Source organism: Bradyrhizobium sp. 14AA (genome assembly GCF_054185205.1).
Map to the genome: position 1 here is coordinate 133,571 of NZ_JAVAYM010000020.1, position 17,189 is coordinate 150,759.

The window sequence follows — 17,189 nt, forward strand, 5'->3', positions numbered from 1 at the left end:
GGTGGCCTACGCGCCCGCCATCGCTTTTTCGATCGCCGCGAGCGCCTCGGACGCCTTGGCGCCGTCGGGACCGCCGGCCTGAGCCATGTCGGGCCGGCCGCCGCCGCCCTTGCCGCCGAGCGCTTCAGAGGCGACCTTCACCAGATTGACGGCGTTGAAGCGCGCGGTGAGGTCGGCGGTGACGCCGACCACGACACCGGCCTTGCCGTCCTCGGTGACGCCGACGATGGCGACCACGCCGGAGCCGATCTGCTTCTTGCCGTCGTCGGCAAGGCTCTTGAGATCCTTCATCTCGATGCCCTCGACCGCGCGCGCCATCAGCTTGACGCCGCCGGCCTCGCGCACGCCCGCGGCTGCGCCATTGCTGCCGGCAGCCGCGCCGCCGCCCATTGCGAGCTTCTTGCGGGCGTCGGAGAGCTCGCGCTCGAGCTTCTTGCGCTCGTCCATCAGCGCGGCGATGCGCGCCGGGACGTCGTCGATCGAGGTGCGCAGCTCGTTGGCCGCGGTCTTGGCCAGCGCCATGGTGTCGTTGGCGTGCTTGCGCGCATAATTGCCGGTCAGCGCCTCGATGCGGCGCACGCCGGAGGCGACCGCGCTTTCGCCGGTCAGCGTGATCAGGCCGATATCGCCGGTGCGCCTGACATGCGTGCCGCCGCAGAGCTCGACCGACCAGCCGAGCGCGTTGGTGCCGCGCTCGCGCGCGGTTCGGCCCATCGAGACGACGCGGACCTCGTCACCATATTTCTCGCCGAACAGGGCGCGCGCCCCGGCCTCGCGGGCTTCATCAACGCCCATGACGCGCGTGGTGACCTCGTCGTTCTCCAGCACTACGTCGTTGGCGATGTCCTCGACGCGGGCAAGCTCTTCCGCCGTGATCGGCTTCGGATGCACGAAGTCGAAGCGCAGCCGGTCCGGCGCCACCATCGAGCCGCGCTGGGCGATGTGGTCGCCGAGCACCTGGCGCAGCGCCTCGTGGATGAGATGCGTCGCCGAGTGGTGGGCGCGGATCGACGAACGCCTGGAATGATCGACCTCGAGCTGCAGCGCGGTGCCGATCTTCAGCTCGCCGCTCTCGACGGTGCCGACGTGAACGAAGAAATCGCCGAGCTTCTTCTGGGTGTCGGTGACGCGGAATTTGATGCCGCCCTCGCCCGTGAGCACGCCGGTGTCGCCGACCTGGCCGCCTGATTCCGCGTAGAACGGCGTCTGGTTGAGCAGAAGCGCGCCGGTGTCGCCGGCCTTGAGGCTGGCGACCTCCGCACCGTCCTTCACCAGCGCCGACACCACGCCTTCGGCGCTCTCGGTCTCGTAGCCCAGGAATTCGGTGGCCCCGAGCTTCTCGCGCAGCGGGAACCAGATTGCTTCGGAAGCAGCTTCCCCCGAGCCCTTCCAGGACTCGCGCGCCTTGGCCTTCTGGCGCTCCATCGCGTCGGTGAACGAGGCCTGGTCGACGCCGATGCCGCGCGACTTCAGCGCGTCCTGCGTCAGGTCGAGCGGGAAGCCGTAGGTGTCGTACAGCGTGAAGGCGACGTCGCCGTCGAACATGTCGCCCTTCTTCAACGACGCGCTCTTCTCGTCGAGGATGGCGAGGCCGCGCACCAGCGTCTTGCGGAAGCGGGTCTCTTCCAGCCGCAGCGTTTCCTCGATCAAATTCTCCGCGCGCATCAGGTCGGGATAGGCCTGGCCCATCTCACGCACCAGCGCCCAGACCAGGCGATGCATCAGCGGCTCTTTCGCACCCAGCAGCTGCGCATGGCGCATCGCGCGGCGCATGATCCGGCGCAGCACATAGCCGCGGCCCTCGTTCGAGGGCAGCACGCCATCGGCGACCAGGAAGGCCGAGGAACGCAAATGGTCGGCGATGACGCGGAACGAGGCGACGGTCTGCTCGTTCGGCCCGCTGCCGAGCGCCGACGCCGTCGCGTCGATCAAATGGCGGAACAGGTCGGTCTCGAACACGCTGTCGACGCCCTGCATGATGCAGGCCATGCGCTCGAGGCCCATGCCGGTGTCGATCGAGGGACGCGGCAGATCCACGCGCTCCTCCTTCGTCACCTGCTCATATTGCATGAACACCAGGTTCCAGAATTCGAGGAAGCGGTCGCCGTCCTCTTCAGGAGAACCGGGAGGGCCGCCCCAGATATGATCGCCGCGATCGATGAAGATCTCCGAGCACGGGCCGCACGGGCCGGTGTCGCCCATCGCCCAGAAATTGTCCGAGGTCGGGATGCGGATGATGCGGTCGTCGGAGAAGCCGGCGATCTTCTTCCACAGCCCATGCGCCTCGTCGTCGGTGTGGTAGACGGTGACGAGCAGCTTGTCCTTGTTGAGCCCGAAGTCCTTCGTGATCAGCTTCCAGGCAAGCTCGATCGCGCGCTCCTTGAAATAGTCGCCGAACGAGAAATTGCCGAGCATCTCGAAGAAGGTGAGATGGCGCGCGGTGTAGCCGACATTGTCGAGGTCGTTGTGCTTGCCGCCGGCGCGCACGCATTTCTGCGACGTGGTGGCGCGCTGATAGGGCCGCTTCTCGACGCCGGTGAAGACGTTCTTGAACTGCACCATGCCGGCATTGGTGAACATCAACGTCGGGTCGTTGCGCGGCACCAATGGCGAGGACGACACGATCTCGTGGCCGTTCTCGGCAAAGAAGTTCAGAAAGGTCGACCTGATCTCGTTGACGCCGCTCATGTTCATCCAATCGGGTGTGCTTGGACCCGCTTCTTGCCATCCAAACCTGACATTTAGGCTGATATCTGCGGGCCACAGCGCTTTTAGACAAGGCCAGCTTCGCTGTCCAGAAACTGTGCAGAGAGATCAGAGGGTTGCCGCAGGCGCTCAATCCCGTTGAAAGCCACAGAAGTCGCGTTGACAGGCTTGGCCGCCCTGTGGTCTGTACCCATCTGTATCGTACGGCCACGTCGGGAGAGACCGGCACTGGTGCCGGCGCCGAAGGAGCAACCGCCCCGGAAACTCTCAGGCAAAAGGACCGCGTGGCTTTGACAGCATCTGGAAAGAGGCGCCGACGGGCATAAAGCCCGGGCTGCGTCCGCCGACGGGATAATACTCTCAGGCACAGCGACAGATGGGGCTTCGACCGGTGTCCATCGGGGAATCGTCCCCGGGGAACCGCCGAGGGCCCCTGTGATGCTAGCGCACGACAAAGACTCCCTGAAACGGACCCCCCTCCACAGCCTTCACGTGTCCTTGGGCGGCAAGATGGTGCCGTTCGCGGGCTATGACATGCCCGTGCAATACCCCGCGGGCGTGCTGAAAGAGCACCTCCAGACCCGAACCTCCGCCGGCCTGTTCGACGTCTCCCATATGGGCCAGCTCGCGCTCAGGCCGAAGTCGGGCAAGGTCGAGGACGCCGCCCGCGCGCTGGAACGGCTGGTGCCGCAGGATATCGTGGCGATCGCGCCGGGACGGCAGCGCTACGCCCAGTTCACCAATGAAGATGGCGGAATCCTCGACGATCTCATGGTCGCCAATTTCGGCGATCACCTGTTCCTGGTCGTCAACGCCGCCTGCAAGGACGCGGACGAGGCGCATCTGCGCGCGAATCTCTCCGGCGACTGTGTCATCGAGCAGCTTGCCGACCGCGCGCTGATCGCGCTGCAGGGCCCGAAGGCGGAATCGGTGCTGGCGAAATTATGTGCAGCGGCGCCCGCCATGACCTTCATGGACGCCGGCCCGCATGAGGTCGCCGGTATCAAATGTTTCGTCTCGCGCTCCGGCTACACCGGCGAGGACGGATTCGAAATTTCGGTTCCCGCCGCGGACGCCGAGCGTCTCGCCAAAACGCTGCTCGAAAACCCCGACGTGATGCCGATCGGCCTTGGCGCCCGCGACAGCCTGCGGCTGGAAGCCGGGCTCTGCCTCTATGGCCACGACATCGACACCGCGACCACGCCGGTCGAGGCCGCGCTGGAATGGTCGGTGCAGAAGAGCCGCCGCACCGGCGGCGCCCGCGCCGGCGGCTTTCCCGGCGCCGAGAAAATCCTCGCGCATTTCGATCACGGCGCATCCCGCCGCCGCGTCGGCCTGCGCGCCGAGGGCCGCGCGCCGGTGCGCGAGGGCGCGCTGCTGTTTGCTGATAGCGCGGGCGGCGAGCCGATCGGAAAAGTCACGTCGGGCGGCTTCGGCCCGAGCCTGAACGCGCCGATGGCGATGGGCTACGTGCCCTCCGCGCTGAGCGCGCTCGATACAAAACTCTTCGCCGAGGTGCGCGGCCAGCGACTGCCGCTCACCGTCGCCGCCATGCCCTTCGTGAAAAACACCTACAAACGCTGAGGACCTGTGAATGACCACGACGCTGTACACCTCCGACCACGAATGGCTGGCCATTGACGGCGACGTCGCCACCGTCGGCATCACCGATTACGCGCAGTCCCAGCTCGGCGACGTCGTGTTCGTCGAGCTGCCCAAGGTGGGCCGTGCGCTGAAGAAGGCGGAAGCCGCCGCCGTCGTGGAATCGGTCAAGGCCGCCTCCGACGTCTACGCGCCTGTTACCGGCGAAGTGCTCGAGACCAACGAGGCGCTGGCCGCCGAGCCGGCGCTGGTCAACTCGGATGCGCAAAGCAAGGCGTGGTTCTTCAAGATCAAGATTGCCGACAAGAGCGAACTCGGCGGCCTCATGGATGAAGCTGCCTACAAGGCCCACACGGCTTAAGGACGATGGAGCAAGCGATGACCGCGCACCGTAAATCCAGCGGCGAGACCGCCGCCAATTTCGTTCGCCGCCACATCGGCCCATCGGCACGCGATGTCACCGCAATGCTCGAAGCCGTCGGCGCGAAAAGTGTCGACGCGCTGATGGCGGAGACGCTGCCGGCCTCGATCCGGCAGGCCGCCCCGCTCGATCTCGGCAAGCCCTTGAGCGAAACCGAGGCGATCGCGCATATGGCCGAGCTCGCCGCCCAGAACCAGGTCTTCACCTCGCTGATCGGCCAAGGCTATTCCGGCACGATTTTGCCCGCGGTGATCCAGCGCAACATCCTGGAGAATCCGGCCTGGTACACGGCGTACACGCCCTACCAGCCCGAGATCAGCCAGGGCCGGCTCGAGGCGCTGCTCAACTTCCAGACCATGATCTGCGACCTCACCGGGCTCGACGTCGCCAACGCCTCGCTGCTCGACGAGGCCACCGCAGCGGCCGAAGCCATGGCGCTCGCGGAGCGGCATTCGCCGGTCGAAGCAAAGGCCTTCTTCGTCGACAAGGACGTGCATCCGCAGACGCTGGCTGTGATGCGCACACGCGCCGAACCGCTGGGCTGGACCCTGATCGTCGGCGATCCCCTCACCGATCTCGCGAAGAGTGACGTGCTTGGTGCGCTGTTGCAATATCCGGGCTCTTCGGGCGCCGTGCGTGACCTCAGGCCCGCAATCGCAACGCTGCGCGCCAAGGGTGCGCTCGCGATCGTTGCCGCCGACCTGCTGGCGCTGACGCTGCTCGCCTCGCCCGGCGAGCTCGGTGCCGACATCGCGATCGGTTCGGCGCAGCGGTTTGGCGTGCCGATGGGTTATGGCGGACCGCACGCGGCCTATATGGCGGTGCGCGATGCGCTGAAGCGCTCGCTGCCCGGCCGCATCGTCGGCCTCTCCGTGGACTCGCGCGGTGCGCCTGCCTATCGCCTCGCGCTGCAGACCCGCGAGCAGCATATCCGCCGCGAGAAGGCGACGTCGAACATCTGCACCGCGCAGGTGCTGCTCGCCGTGATCGCCTCGATGTACGCGGTCTATCACGGCCCCGAAGGCCTGACACAGATCGCCCGCAATGTGCATCGCCGCGCCGCGGTGCTTGCGAGTGGCCTCCGCAAGCTCGGCTTCGCGCTGCGGTCCGAAAGCTTCTTCGACACGCTCAGCGTGGATGCCGGCGCCAAGCGCGCCGAGATCATCGCGCGCGCAGTTGCCGAGAAGATCAATCTCGGGGTTGGCGACGATAGCTTGCGCATCGCGCTCGACGAGACCACGACACCCGCGACCGTGGAAGCGGTCTGGCGTGCGTTCGGCGGCAATCTCGCCTATACCGAGATCGACGCAGAGACGCGCGAGGCGCTGCCGGATAGCCTGAAGCGCACGACCGCTTTCCTCACCCATCCCGTGTTCCACGCGCATCGCTCGGAGACCGAGATGCTGCGCTACATGCGCAAGCTCAGCGACCGCGACCTCGCGCTCGACCGCGCGATGATCCCGCTGGGATCCTGCACCATGAAGCTGAACGCGACCACCGAGATGATGCCGCTGACCTGGCCGGAGTTCGGCAATCTGCACCCATTCGCCCCGCGCGAGCAGGCACGCGGCTATCGCGCTCTGTTCGCGCGGCTGGAAAAATGGCTGTGCGACATCACCGGCTACGACGCGATCTCGCTGCAGCCGAACTCGGGCGCGCAAGGAGAATATGCCGGACTTCTTGCCATCCGTGCGTACCATGCGGCGCGTGGAGAAAGCCATCGCAAGATCTGCCTGATCCCCTCCTCCGCCCACGGCACCAACCCGGCCTCGGCCGCGATGGTCGGCATGGACGTGGTGGTGGTCGCCTGCGAGAAGAACGGCGACGTCGACGTCAACGATCTCCGCGCCAAGGCCGACAAGCATGCGAACGATCTCGCCGCGGTCATGATCACCTATCCCTCGACGCACGGCGTGTTCGAGGAGCACATCAGCGAGATCTGCGACATCGTGCATGGCCATGGCGGCCAGGTGTATCTGGACGGCGCCAACCTCAATGCGCAGGTCGGCCTTAGCAGGCCCGGCGATTACGGCGCCGATGTCAGCCATCTCAATCTGCACAAGACCTTCTGCATTCCGCATGGCGGCGGCGGCCCCGGCATGGGCCCGATCGGCGTGAAGGCGCATCTCGCGCCGTTCCTTCCGGGTCACCCCGCCACGCAAGCGGACGCGTCGATCGGCCCGGTCTCGGCCGCGCCGTTCGGGTCGGCGTCGATCCTGACCATCTCCTACATCTACATCCTGATGATGGGCGGCGAAGGCCTGAAGCGCGCCACCGAGATCGCGATCCTCAACGCCAACTACATCGCGGCAAGGCTCGATGCGCACTTCCCGGTACTCTACAAGAACGCCAAGGGGCGCGTCGCGCATGAGTGCATCGTAGATCCCCGTCCGCTGAAGACGACATCAGGCGTCACCGTCGACGACATCGCAAAGCGCCTGATCGATTACGGCTTCCACGCGCCGACCATGAGCTTCCCGGTGCCGGGCACGCTGATGATCGAGCCGACCGAGTCGGAATCGAAGGCCGAGCTGGACCGCTTCTGCGACGCCATGATCGCGATCCGGAAAGAAATCGCCGAGGTCGAGGCCGGCCGCTTCAAGATCGAGGCATCACCGCTGCGCCATGCCCCGCATACCGTGCACGACATCGCGGATGATGCGTGGAATCGCGCCTACACCCGCAGCGAAGGCTGCTTCCCCGCCGGCACCTCGCGCACCGACAAGTACTGGAGCCCGGTGGGGCGCGTCGACAACGTCTATGGCGACCGCAACCTGGTGTGCTCCTGCCCGCCGGTGAGCGACTACGCGGAAGCTGCGGAGTAAGACGCAACGGAGGTTTCGTAGGGTGGGCAAAGCGCAAGCGTGCCCACCGCCCTTGGGAGCGTTGGAATATGGTGGGCACGGCGCTTGCGCGCCTTTGCCCACCCTACGGCTCTGTTGTCAGAACAAGTCGCGTCATGCCCATGACCTCACGGCTTTGTCAAAACGGCGCCATAGCGCCACAGCCGATCGTTGGTCAGGCGCGTGCCACCCCACCAGCGATCGATCGGGTTGTGGCGGCTGAAATCTTCCTGATGGGCCAGGACGGCTTTACCAAACTCGGTCAGCGAAAGGCGGCTGCGCAGATAGACTTCATGCCGAGCCCTCAAATTCTTACGGTCGATTGTGCGCAGTTCGTCGCCCAAACCGGCTACTGCCGGCTTCGGGCCGAGCGCGAGCCCCTCGAGGAACCAACCCAACTCGGTCTCTCCGAACACGAACGTGCGCCGTTGCGAGCGCAGGTGAAACAACGCATTGGTGTTCGCAAACCCTCTGGAAACAAGCTCCAGAAAGCGCATCTCAGTCGCGCCGATTCCAGTCGAAGGTGACGGCAGTTCCGCCAGCAGATCGAGCAAAGCCGGCCTCAGCATCGGCAATGCACTGAGGTCCTTGCGGAGAAGGTTGACGCAGCTTTCCGGTGTCGATGCGCAATAGGCCCACCACGCCGTCTCGGCAGTCTCGAATTCCCTGGCAGTGACATCCACGACAGGAATATGCGACGCGGACTTTCCCAGCTCTTCGCCCCTCATCATGATCAGATCGTCCGTCAGCAGGCGCAATTTGAGTTTTTGCGTCAGCCCGGAATGAGGCCTGAGGTGGTCGAGCAACCAAATCAACTGCAATTGATCTTCGGGATTCGGGTCGAACCAGAGTTCGATCGCGTCGTATGGTTCGCAGAAATCGATGAGGGATAAATCTTTGCGGCCACTGATGGCGCGGGGCCAACGAATGCCCCAGTCCGACCAGTGATCACCCGGTGCAAGAGTCCCCGAACGCGCCGCAAAATAGGCGGCAAGCATTTCAGGTGAAGGCAGGGGTCCCCACTGGAAGCGAAAAGAGAACGTCACGACGATTTCGGCCAGCGCCGATTTAGCGAGAGCAGAACCGGACGAACTGGTCAGGATCAGACGCTTCATCACACCACCCGATCACGACAACGCAAAACGAAACGGGCACTGACGACGTCGGCAACTCAACGTCCTCAGCGCCCGCTCCTCGCGAAAAACTTTCGCTGTTCAGTCTTACTCTTCTCCCGGCTCCTCGCCATCGGCGTCGCTCTCGGGCGTGCCGGCCAAAATCTGCTCCGAGATCAGGCCGGAGTTCTGGCGGATCGAGGTCTCGATCTTGGCGGTGATGTCGGGGTTGGCCTTCAAGAACGCTTTCGAGTTCTCGCGGCCCTGGCCGAGGCGCTGGCTGTCATAGGAGAACCAGGCGCCGGACTTCTCGACGATGCCGGCCTTGACGCCGAGATCGAGGATCTCGCCCATCTTGGAGACGCCCTCGCCGTACATGATGTCGAACTCGACCTGCTTGAAGGGCGGTGCCAGCTTGTTCTTCACCACCTTCACGCGCGTGGTGTTGCCGACCACCTCGTCGCGCTCCTTGATCGCGCCGATGCGGCGGATGTCGAGGCGGACGGAGGCGTAGAACTTCAGGGCGTTGCCGCCGGTCGTGGTTTCGGGCGAACCGTACATCACACCGATCTTCATGCGGATCTGGTTGATGAAGATCACCATGGTGTTGGACTTGTTGATCGAGGCCGTCAGCTTGCGCAGCGCCTGGCTCATCAGACGGGCCTGCAGACCCGGCAGCGCATCGCCCATCTCGCCCTCGAGCTCGGCCTTCGGCACCAGCGCCGCGACCGAATCGATCACCAGCACGTCCACCGCACCCGAGCGCACCAGCGTGTCGCAGATTTCCAGCGCCTGCTCGCCGGTGTCGGGCTGCGAAATCAAGAGCTCGTCGATGTTGACGCCGAGCTTTCGGGCATAGACCGGGTCGAGCGCGTGCTCGGCATCGATGAAGGCGCAGATGCCGCCCTTCTTCTGCGCCTCCGCCACCGTATGCAGCGCCAGCGTGGTCTTGCCCGAGGATTCCGGCCCGTAGATCTCGACGATGCGCCCCTTGGGCAGGCCGCCGATGCCGAGCGCGATATCGAGCCCGAGCGAGCCTGACGACACCGCCTCGATGTCCATGGACCGGTCGTTCTTGCCGAGCTTCATCACCGAGCCCTTGCCGAACTGGCGCTCGATCTGAGAGAGCGCGGCAGCTAGGGCTTTACTCTTGTCCATGGAAGATCCTTCGACGATACGCAGGGCAGTGGCGGACATTGGGTCGTGCTCCTTATGGCGAGGATTCGCTAGAGGGACAAACGGTTGGCGAGGCGGCGCGGCGACAAAAACAATGTACCCTATTTGTTCTTGGTTCGCAATATGTTCTTTTGCGGAAACGCGCGCTGTCCGCATTTTGCCCGGAGTGTCCCAAGTTGAATCCGGCAATGTCCTGGTTCGCTTTTTGGTCCTAGGCTGGACGCCATGACCTACGAGCAACCCCGAGAAATCCATCGGCCATTCCGAAAGGATCACGCGAGCTTTGCGCTCGCCTATGCTCGCTACTTGACGGCGTATCGGGAGCCTTGAGGCGTTGAAGCTGCCGTGCCCCGACACCTTCCTGAGCCGCAAGACCCAAGAGCCGTTCCCGATGCAGGCGACCCGGAGGCTTGATCTACCTCAAGCAGCGCACGCCTGAACGCCGAACCATCGGGCCATGCCCGACCCCGACACACAGACTGAGGGTAAGAAAGCCAAGCCGTCCCGGCTGGAGGAGGCGCGGCGCATCATCGAAGAGTACGCCGCCGAGCTGCGGAAGATCATCAGGCAGCTACGCCGAAAGATGAACTAAGGCCGCCTCAGTTGGCGCCTTGAATTGGGCGTGGAACGATCAGCTGGGCGGCGCGTCGGTTTGAGCCCACAGCGGAAAGGTTGCCCCCCACTGCTGAAGCAAAACCCGCATCGATCGGGTTGGCGGCCTCCTGGTTGGGGCCGTTTTAATTTCCAAAGGAAATTGGCACAGACCGCACTGGCTTACCAAGTTTTCCTGACCGTAGGAGTTTTGCGTAATGGACAACGCGCAGCACTGCCAAGATCAAGCCAACGAATGCCATCGTTTGGTTAAATCAGCGCAGAGTGAGGTCGAGGCCAAATTTCTGAAAGAACTAGCCCAGAGCTGGATGAGAGTCGCCGGTCAGATGGATCGATACCAAGCGCTCAAGCGTGAACAACTGGCCCGCAACGCCGCCCCGGAACGCGCCGCTGATCTTGTCGGGGCCAAGCTGCATCGTGAACGGCTGGGTTAAAGACGCTAAGCTCGGGGGTAGAGCCGTGTTCGTGCAGGACCTTCGCCAGCGCGTGCTGGGCGCCCCTGAAATTAGCACCGATGGCTTCCTGCCCTACCAGAACGCCATCCGCGACGCCTTCAATAGCCGCGCCTCGCATGACGTTATCGTAAAGACCCACCGCGGGTGCGAACAAGAAGACCTCAGCTCTTGGGCAATGGATGAGCTGAGGTCTCTGTCCCCAAAAATGGCCCCAGCTCGCACATGGGGGATTGAGCTGGGGCCCATCGGGGTCTGCCCTTGGGGAAGGGCATCGGGAAAACTTGGCAAACGCGCAAACGTTCCTGTCCTAATTCGAAATCGCCAGTGTCCTGGTTAGGACAGCCCTCAAGCTTTCACGCCCGTAAAGCCTGGTCAGATTGGGCAGGGAACAATCGGCTTGGTCACGCGTTGATTTCCGGCCCCCAGCCGACAGGTAGCCCCCCGACTGCTGGAGGAAAACCCCCATCAAAACGGGTTGGCGGCCCCCACTAGGGGCCGTTTGAATCGAGGGTAAGGCCGCCTCAATTGGCGGCCTCTTTCATTGAAGCCTCTTCAAAATCTCGATGCTGTCCCAATTCCGGAAAATCCGAGTTACGTCGGGTGCCCCATCGCATCCCCCGCGTCCCCAATGCATGTTGACGTGCCTGGGCCGGCGAAAGCCTTGGTCGGTCCAGCAACTTGGCCTCAGCTCCTCCAGCCCGTTTGAGTTGAGGCCGATTTTTTTGGAGAGCGCCCCGATCAGATTTCCTGGATCAGATTTCCTGGATCAGATTTCCTGGATCAGATTTCCTGGACCCTGAGAGGGCCCCCCGGCGGCATCTTTGGCTCCCGCGTCCCAACCCGAATCTTCGGAGCTCAATTCGCCTTGTGCACACAAGTGAACAGACGCCGATCCCTCAATGGCTCCCAATGGGATCATCACCGCACGGACCGTGGCTGCTATCGGTGATGAGAACGCCGATCGCGCTCCCGCCTTCCTCGCATGGAAAGGAGCGCGCCATGGCCAAGCGGCGGCGGTTCAAACAGCAGCTCACGCTTCAGGTTCGGCTCGAAGCATGGGTGAAGCAGGTCCGGGAGCAGGCTTCAAAGCTTCCACCCGGCCCCGAGCGCGACGCCCTGCTCAAGAAGGCGCGTCAGGCCGACGTGGCAAATCACCTGCACGACTGGGTTAGGTCTCCCGGACTTCAACCGCCCACATAGCAGCGCAGCCGCAGCGTCCGTCTTCGAGCGAAAGCATGACGCGCATCAAAGACGCGCGGCCTGCCTGTCGTCATAATTCCGCAATCGTGCGGCATCGAACCTTCCGCGGTTGCCGGCTTTGTTGTGGGGATGGGACCGCAAACTCCGGGGATCTCTGTCATGACCGAAAACCCGCACGGCGATACGGCCCGGCGCAATCATCTGCTTGAAGCAGCGCATGAGGAGATGGTGAAGTTCGAGCGCAGGGAAAACGAGTTTCGCAAGAAGGACCGCGAAGAGCGCGCCGCCGAGCTCCATCTGCCGCTGAACGAGATCAAGGTCCACTAGGACCTGCCAGTACCGGCTTTGCGCGGACGCGCGGCGCAGCGGGCACCGCTCTGTCCGCGACCGCCGGGAATCGATCGCCGCTCGAGGCAATTTTCGCCCGATTACGGTACCTAAATACCAACCTTAAATCATTGATTGAACAGCGAAATTCCCCTGCTGCCTACTGTGCATGGGGTTGTTTTGCAGGTTTTGAAAGGACGCGGCGGCGTGCATGGCGCCGCCCGCCACCCCGTTGCCGTCTCCCGGCAGGTCCGCGTCGCTCCTACAGCACCGCCAGCAGCACGAGCCCGATGACCAGCACGATGAAGCCAGCCGCCGTCGCGGCGGCAAATGACCGCTCTACGTTGTCCATGATGCCACCCCGATCTCGGCGCGCCACGTTTCCCCCATGGCTTCGCCGATCGGTTCGGAATCTTGCCGACGTGTGTGTCCGCAGTTGTGCGAACGGATGTCGAAATTGGGACGGGTGCGGGGCCAGTCTGCGGCCTCGTTGATCCACACCCTTTCATCGCCGCCGTCAGGCGCGTGTAAGCCTCCTCGCCTAGTCTGGCCCTGCCCGGTGGACCAACACCGGGCCCTCCATACCCAGCCGACGACCCCGCTCTCCCCGAGCGGGGTTTTCTGTTTGTGGCTACGGGAGGCGATCCGATTCGTGGCCTTGTCAGGCTGTCGTAAGCTGAGCCGTCTAGGGTCATCGGGCTATGGTGTTGCAGCCCAGCACCTCAGCCTCCAATAACCTTCTCCCCCGCTTGGCTCTCCCCAGGCGGGGTTTTTTTCATGCCTGCCTGCCGGTTTGCGAACGGCCCTCCTCCTGCGTCAACCACAGCGAGAAGGCGCGGATCGCGGGCGCCGCGAGCAGCACGACCGGCAGCATCGCGGCCCAGGCGATCAACCACGACACCATCCAGTGCCCGACGAAGACCGCCGCGCCTGCCGCAGGCAGGCTGGCGATCCCCGCCGCGATCAGCGAGGTCAATCCGGACTGGATGATCCCGAAGACGAAATGACTGTAGCGCCGGGGGATGCCGAGCATGATGGAACCAGTGTTGTGTGGCCGTCATCAGGCCAAGCAAGGCACATGCCGGTGCTCGCGTAAGGACCGCTCAGGAACTCTGTTCATGGTCGGAGAACCACGGGCCGTCCGCGGCCCCTTTCCGGAATCCGATGTCGGATTATTCGGGGCCCGCGCGCTTTCGGGATTTCCGTGAACTCTCCGGGACTTACCGGCAGATTTTACTTGCCCCGGAATATTATGGCGAACAACATGTTTCCAGTCATGGAAAGGTGAATCGTGGGAGGTGACCATGAATCACAGGGGCGTCGAGTTCACCGTCGCCAAGACGGCCAGTCCGGGAGTCTGGCAGTGGCAATTCCGGATCGGCGAGCAGGTCAAGACCGGCCGGACCGAGACCAAGATTGATCTCCTGGCGATCCGGCGGGTGCAGCTGCGCATCGACCGCGAGCTGAAGGCGATCGGGCGCAAGACCGCCTGAACGGCAGCGCCGGGACGCCCGCGGCGCGGCACGCTTGTGCGCCGCAGGACGCCCATGGCTTTCAAAGACCATGGCTTGCAAGGAAGCCGCGGCGCCCCATGGGGCGTATTCCGTAGCCGCCCGGAATTGATCTGACGGTCGTTTGGGATTGGACTGCGCGCCCATGGCCCTGGGGACGGAGCCATTACGCGCGATCGGTACCAGCCATGCCGCTCTACTTCTTTCAAATCCGGAACGGACGCTATTCCGGCTGCGCGGATCAGGCGTCGGAGTTTGCCGACCGCGATTCGGCCTGGAAGGAGATGACCAACGTCTGCGCCGACATGGCCGCCGGCATCGCCCGCAAGCTCCAGGAAAACTCCGAGTGGCACATGGAGCTGCTGGACGAGGCCAAGGAGCCCGTGTTCCGGATTCGCATCGTTGCGGAAACGCTGGAATAGCAGCGCCCGCGCCTAGTCGGCGCTGGGCAGTCGCCGCATGGTGAATTCGATGTCGCCGCCGGGCAGCTCGCGCCAGGTCTCGACCACGCTCATGTAACCGGCCTTGGGATAGCGGGCGAAGAAGGCCTGCGCCCGTTCCCGCGCCGCCGCGCGCGGCAGGGTGAAGGTCTCGCGCAGATAGCCGTCGCCGGCCGTCTGGCCCGGCTTGCCGCCCTTGCGCCGGCGCGCCATCCGCTCGGCGAGATCCCGCGGACGATCGGCCATGTCCCGCTCTCCTCTACGCAGCACTCTCGGCCAAATGTAGGGAGCGGGTTGGATGAAGAGGAGTCCCGCCCGGGGCGTCATTGCCGCCTCCGGACGAAACTGCGGTCAGTTGGCGGCCGTGCCGCTCTTGGTCTTCTTCGGCGCGCTGGTGGCGGCCGAGGCCTTCGGCGCCGCCGGCTGTTTCGGCGGATCGGAACGCATGCCGCCCCAGGGATCGTTGGACGCCTTGGAATCCGGAATCTTCTTCAGCGTTTCCTTGTAGGCCCTTTCACGCTCGGCATCGGCGGCCTTCTCTTCGGGGGTCTTGCCCGGACCTTCCTGCAGCAAATTCAGATTGGGCATTTGCGCATAGGCCGGTCCCGCCAGCACGGCCAACACCGCGGCCAAACGGAAAAGCTTCATCATCTACTCCTTAGATCATCCTTGAGGCGGATCGCCCGGTCGGGGCCGCATGGCCCGCTACGATCTGCACGATTTCGGGGCGTGCAGCCAGTCGTCCCAGATCGGGCCGCATTTGGTGCACCCGTTCAGCGCGAGGCCGAGCACAACCAGACATAAGACGAGAACATATCGACGCAACATCATCCACCCGTACCCAAGCATGACATCATATCGGGCGAAGTCAGGCATTTTCAAGCCGAAGGGGCCGGCGCGAGACCGGGTGACTTTGCCGCGCCAATCCGCAGAATGGCGGAAACATGCGGCAACAAAGCAGGGAAGGACGGCAATGCCATCACAGCCAGAATCCGGGTTCGGCATCGACGACGCCAGACGCATCCTCGGCGAGGTCTTTGCGCCCTGGGTCCAGGATCTCAACCTCTCCGTCGAGCGCATCGAGCACGAACAGCCGGCCGATGCGCCGGACTGGCAGCCGGGCGCCCTGCTCCGCATGGCATTCTCGGAACGGCTGTGCCGGAACGGCGGGGTGGTCTGCGGACAGGCGCTGATGGCGCTCGCCGACACCGCGATGGTGATCGCGATTCTGGCCGCCAATCGCGGCTATCGTCCGATGACCACGGTCGACCAGACCACGCATTTCATGCGTGCGGTCTCCTCCTCGGACGTGCTCGCCGACGCCCGCGTGGTGCGGCTCGGGCGCACCATGAGTTTTGGCCGCGTCACGCTGCTGTCAGCCATCGACAACAAGCCGGTTGCGATGGTGTCGAGCGCGTTCGCGATGCTGCCGGGCTGATCCAAAAAGAAGAGAGCCGCGTGAGCGCAAAGCGCACCGCAGCTCTCCATCACCTTCGCATCGAAGCGAGAGACCGAAGCGCGATTGCATCCGCGCTTCGGTCCGCGCACTTCAAAAATTACTTCAAAAATTACTTGCCGAGCACTTCGTCGGCCGCGGTGACGATGCTGGCAGTCGGATTCTTTCCGCAATAGGCACCGAACTTCTTGGCGTTCTCGATGAACACGTCGGTGTCGATGATCGCGTTGTCCTCGTCGCCCTTGTACCAGCCGTCCATCCAGGTCAGCACGACCTGGATGTTGTCTTCGCCGCTCTCGAGGAACTGCTTGCAGCTCATGGTCGAGAGGTCCCACTTCACGGCGTGGGCGGGCATGGACGACAGCGAGAGCGCTGCGGCGAACAGAAGCGAAAACGTGGTCTTCATCGGAATCTCCATCGGCGCATAACGCCATAAAGGAAAGGCTTGTGGGGAAAGTCGGCGGGAAGTGATCGTCCGCTTCAGCGTCGTAAACGAAGTCTGAAGCGCAGTGCAAGTAGCGCCAGTATTGAGTTTAGTTCAACGTAATTTCTATGCACTACTTCACAATCATGATTGTGGATTAACGCCGATGATCGAGAAACGAGCAGCGCAGCGTCACCGTGTTTTCAAGGGTGGAAGGATCATCTTTGAAAACAGCGGAATCGCATGCACGGTGCGAAACATGTCGTCTAGCGGCGCGGCCGTCGATCTCGACGGTCCCGTCGCACTGCCGCAGAGCTTCAAGCTGTCGATTTCGTGCGACAATTTCGTGCGCAATTGCCGCGCTGTGTGGCGAAGCGACAAACGCATCGGCCTCGCTTTCGTGCAGTAGTGCGCGTGATGTGAACGAGCGTTCGCATCACATGCGCAGCACGATCATGATTGCCTGATATGATGGCCGCGCAGGGCGCACGCGTGCGATCACGTGCGCAGTGAGCGCGAGCGCGACGGCCGAGGATGGTTTCGAAAAGTCGTCCGCCGGATGGATGGAAGCAATCGAATGGCACAGGCATGTTGCCCGTGCCCGTCGAGTTCATTTCGGCTTCTTGGCTGGTTCGGCCGGACGGGCCCCGCCCCACGGATCGTATTTCTCCTTGGGCTCAGGAATGCGCTCGAGCGCGGCCTTGTAGGCCTTCTCGTCGACCTTGGGCTTGTTGTCCGCCTTCTGGCCGCCCTCGTTGGGCTGGCGCCTGCCGCCACCCATCTGCGCCTGCGCCGAGGCAAGCGTCAGCGCCAGCACCGCGGCTGCTATGACCAAAATCCTCATTGGTGCAATCCCCCTCGTCTGGGGGTAGAAACTAGCCTGCAATTCCGAAATAGCAAATGC

19 protein-coding genes and 1 riboswitch are annotated in these 17,189 nt (G+C 63.7%); of the genes, 11 read left to right on the top strand and 8 right to left on the bottom strand.

Features of this window, described 5'->3' with window-relative positions; genetic code table 11:
• Window positions 1-6: 6 nt before the first annotated feature.
• Entirely contained in the window at window positions 7-2,688 is a 2,682-nt protein-coding gene (gene alaS, locus RAD15_RS30340; protein ID WP_458181936.1) for an alanine--tRNA ligase, read from the bottom strand.
• A 221-nt stretch (window positions 2,689-2,909) separates the two neighbouring features.
• Window positions 2,910-2,998: riboswitch (glycine riboswitch) on the top strand.
• A 146-nt stretch (window positions 2,999-3,144) separates the two neighbouring features.
• On the opposite strand from alaS, the gene gcvT reads away from it, so the two are divergent.
• From gcvT to gcvP, 3 genes are read left to right on the top strand one after another with little or no spacing between them, the layout of a single operon-like run.
• Complete coding sequence (gene gcvT, locus RAD15_RS30345; RefSeq protein ID WP_458181937.1) at window positions 3,145-4,290, top strand: glycine cleavage system aminomethyltransferase GcvT; 1,146 nt, start codon at window positions 3,145-3,147, stop codon at window positions 4,288-4,290.
• Between the two features lie 10 nt (window positions 4,291-4,300).
• Entirely contained in the window at window positions 4,301-4,669 is a 369-nt protein-coding gene (gene gcvH / locus RAD15_RS30350; RefSeq protein ID WP_458181938.1) for a glycine cleavage system protein GcvH, read from the top strand.
• 17 nt (window positions 4,670-4,686) lie between these two features.
• Window positions 4,687-7,554 carry an aminomethyl-transferring glycine dehydrogenase gene (gene gcvP, locus RAD15_RS30355; protein ID WP_458181939.1) on the top strand — a complete coding sequence of 956 codons (2,868 nt, stop codon included), beginning with the start codon at window positions 4,687-4,689 and terminating at the stop codon, window positions 7,552-7,554.
• Window positions 7,555-7,700: 146 nt separating this feature from the next.
• On the opposite strand, the gene RAD15_RS30360 is transcribed toward gcvP, so the two are convergent.
• Both RAD15_RS30360 and recA read right to left on the bottom strand, forming a co-directional pair.
• Entirely contained in the window at window positions 7,701-8,687 is a 987-nt protein-coding gene (locus tag RAD15_RS30360) for a hypothetical protein (protein WP_458181940.1), read from the bottom strand.
• A gap of 105 nt (window positions 8,688-8,792) precedes the next feature.
• On the bottom strand, window positions 8,793-9,881 hold the full coding sequence (gene recA, locus RAD15_RS30365; RefSeq protein ID WP_458181941.1) for a recombinase RecA: 1,089 nt from the start codon (window positions 9,879-9,881) through the stop codon (window positions 8,793-8,795).
• A gap of 436 nt (window positions 9,882-10,317) precedes the next feature.
• On the opposite strand from recA, the gene RAD15_RS30370 reads away from it, so the two are divergent.
• From RAD15_RS30370 to RAD15_RS30385, 4 genes are all read left to right on the top strand, one after another.
• Entirely contained in the window at window positions 10,318-10,452 is a 135-nt protein-coding gene (locus tag RAD15_RS30370; protein ID WP_458181943.1) for a hypothetical protein, read from the top strand.
• Window positions 10,453-10,669: 217 nt separating this feature from the next.
• The gene (locus RAD15_RS30375; protein WP_458181944.1) at window positions 10,670-10,906 is read left to right on the top strand and encodes a hypothetical protein; all 237 of its coding nucleotides are present in this window, start codon (window positions 10,670-10,672) and stop codon (window positions 10,904-10,906) included.
• Window positions 10,907-11,926: 1,020 nt separating this feature from the next.
• Window positions 11,927-12,127 (top strand): hypothetical protein, encoded by a 201-nt coding sequence (locus RAD15_RS30380; protein ID WP_458181945.1) that lies wholly within the window; start codon window positions 11,927-11,929, stop codon window positions 12,125-12,127.
• A gap of 159 nt (window positions 12,128-12,286) precedes the next feature.
• Entirely contained in the window at window positions 12,287-12,454 is a 168-nt protein-coding gene (locus RAD15_RS30385; protein WP_458181946.1) for a hypothetical protein, read from the top strand.
• 775 nt (window positions 12,455-13,229) lie between these two features.
• Here RAD15_RS30385 and RAD15_RS30390 read toward each other — a convergent pair.
• Window positions 13,230-13,487: a DUF2798 domain-containing protein gene (locus RAD15_RS30390; protein WP_458181948.1), complete on the bottom strand. Its 258-nt coding sequence runs from the start codon at window positions 13,485-13,487 to the stop codon at window positions 13,230-13,232.
• Between the two features lie 271 nt (window positions 13,488-13,758).
• Here RAD15_RS30390 and RAD15_RS30395 point away from each other — a divergent pair, with 271 nt between their 5' ends.
• Window positions 13,759-13,947, top strand: a complete 189-nt coding sequence (locus RAD15_RS30395; RefSeq protein ID WP_458181949.1) for a hypothetical protein — start codon at window positions 13,759-13,761, stop codon at window positions 13,945-13,947.
• A 206-nt stretch (window positions 13,948-14,153) separates the two neighbouring features.
• Window positions 14,154-14,387, top strand: a complete 234-nt coding sequence (locus RAD15_RS30400) for a DUF6894 family protein (RefSeq protein ID WP_458181950.1) — start codon at window positions 14,154-14,156, stop codon at window positions 14,385-14,387.
• 12 nt (window positions 14,388-14,399) lie between these two features.
• On the opposite strand, the gene RAD15_RS30405 is transcribed toward RAD15_RS30400, so the two are convergent.
• Both RAD15_RS30405 and RAD15_RS30410 read right to left on the bottom strand, forming a co-directional pair.
• A complete protein-coding gene (locus tag RAD15_RS30405; protein ID WP_458181951.1) occupies window positions 14,400-14,651 on the bottom strand; it encodes a hypothetical protein in 252 nt (83 codons plus the stop codon).
• Between the two features lie 105 nt (window positions 14,652-14,756).
• The gene (locus RAD15_RS30410) at window positions 14,757-15,053 is read right to left on the bottom strand and encodes a hypothetical protein (RefSeq protein WP_458181953.1); all 297 of its coding nucleotides are present in this window, start codon (window positions 15,051-15,053) and stop codon (window positions 14,757-14,759) included.
• A 325-nt stretch (window positions 15,054-15,378) separates the two neighbouring features.
• Here RAD15_RS30410 and RAD15_RS30415 point away from each other — a divergent pair, with 325 nt between their 5' ends.
• Window positions 15,379-15,843 carry a PaaI family thioesterase gene (locus RAD15_RS30415; protein ID WP_458181955.1) on the top strand — a complete coding sequence of 155 codons (465 nt, stop codon included), beginning with the start codon at window positions 15,379-15,381 and terminating at the stop codon, window positions 15,841-15,843.
• A gap of 130 nt (window positions 15,844-15,973) precedes the next feature.
• Here the strand turns inward: RAD15_RS30415 and RAD15_RS30420 are convergent, their stop codons facing one another.
• Complete coding sequence (locus RAD15_RS30420; RefSeq protein WP_257196191.1) at window positions 15,974-16,267, bottom strand: HdeA family protein; 294 nt, start codon at window positions 16,265-16,267, stop codon at window positions 15,974-15,976.
• 184 nt (window positions 16,268-16,451) lie between these two features.
• Here RAD15_RS30420 and RAD15_RS30425 point away from each other — a divergent pair, with 184 nt between their 5' ends.
• Window positions 16,452-16,694, top strand: coding sequence for a PilZ domain-containing protein (locus RAD15_RS30425; RefSeq protein ID WP_458182026.1), 243 nt, complete (start codon window positions 16,452-16,454; stop codon window positions 16,692-16,694).
• A gap of 201 nt (window positions 16,695-16,895) precedes the next feature.
• Here the strand turns inward: RAD15_RS30425 and RAD15_RS30430 are convergent, their stop codons facing one another.
• A complete protein-coding gene (locus RAD15_RS30430; protein ID WP_458181957.1) occupies window positions 16,896-17,129 on the bottom strand; it encodes a hypothetical protein in 234 nt (77 codons plus the stop codon).
• Window positions 17,130-17,189 lie beyond the last annotated feature (60 nt).

Bases quoted from the DNA above. Each gene is read 5' to 3' on its own strand.
- alaS (WP_458181936.1), bottom strand. From the start codon at position 2,688: ATGAGCGGCGTCAACGAGATCAGGTCGACCTTTCTGAACTTCTTTGCC.
- gcvT (WP_458181937.1), top strand. From the start codon at position 3,145: ATGCTAGCGCACGACAAAGACTCCCTGAAACGGACCCCCCTCCACAGC.
- gcvH (WP_458181938.1), top strand. From the start codon at position 4,301: ATGACCACGACGCTGTACACCTCCGACCACGAATGGCTGGCCATTGAC.
- gcvP (WP_458181939.1), top strand. From the start codon at position 4,687: ATGACCGCGCACCGTAAATCCAGCGGCGAGACCGCCGCCAATTTCGTT.
- RAD15_RS30360 (WP_458181940.1), bottom strand. From the start codon at position 8,687: ATGAAGCGTCTGATCCTGACCAGTTCGTCCGGTTCTGCTCTCGCTAAA.
- recA (WP_458181941.1), bottom strand. From the start codon at position 9,881: ATGTCCGCCACTGCCCTGCGTATCGTCGAAGGATCTTCCATGGACAAG.
- RAD15_RS30370 (WP_458181943.1), top strand. From the start codon at position 10,318: ATGCCCGACCCCGACACACAGACTGAGGGTAAGAAAGCCAAGCCGTCC.
- RAD15_RS30375 (WP_458181944.1), top strand. From the start codon at position 10,670: ATGGACAACGCGCAGCACTGCCAAGATCAAGCCAACGAATGCCATCGT.
- RAD15_RS30380 (WP_458181945.1), top strand. From the start codon at position 11,927: ATGGCCAAGCGGCGGCGGTTCAAACAGCAGCTCACGCTTCAGGTTCGG.
- RAD15_RS30385 (WP_458181946.1), top strand. From the start codon at position 12,287: ATGACCGAAAACCCGCACGGCGATACGGCCCGGCGCAATCATCTGCTT.
- RAD15_RS30390 (WP_458181948.1), bottom strand. From the start codon at position 13,487: ATGCTCGGCATCCCCCGGCGCTACAGTCATTTCGTCTTCGGGATCATC.
- RAD15_RS30395 (WP_458181949.1), top strand. From the start codon at position 13,759: ATGAATCACAGGGGCGTCGAGTTCACCGTCGCCAAGACGGCCAGTCCG.
- RAD15_RS30400 (WP_458181950.1), top strand. From the start codon at position 14,154: ATGCCGCTCTACTTCTTTCAAATCCGGAACGGACGCTATTCCGGCTGC.
- RAD15_RS30405 (WP_458181951.1), bottom strand. From the start codon at position 14,651: ATGGCCGATCGTCCGCGGGATCTCGCCGAGCGGATGGCGCGCCGGCGC.
- RAD15_RS30410 (WP_458181953.1), bottom strand. From the start codon at position 15,053: ATGAAGCTTTTCCGTTTGGCCGCGGTGTTGGCCGTGCTGGCGGGACCG.
- RAD15_RS30415 (WP_458181955.1), top strand. From the start codon at position 15,379: ATGCCATCACAGCCAGAATCCGGGTTCGGCATCGACGACGCCAGACGC.
- RAD15_RS30420 (WP_257196191.1), bottom strand. From the start codon at position 16,267: ATGAAGACCACGTTTTCGCTTCTGTTCGCCGCAGCGCTCTCGCTGTCG.
- RAD15_RS30425 (WP_458182026.1), top strand. From the start codon at position 16,452: ATGATCGAGAAACGAGCAGCGCAGCGTCACCGTGTTTTCAAGGGTGGA.
- RAD15_RS30430 (WP_458181957.1), bottom strand. From the start codon at position 17,129: ATGAGGATTTTGGTCATAGCAGCCGCGGTGCTGGCGCTGACGCTTGCC.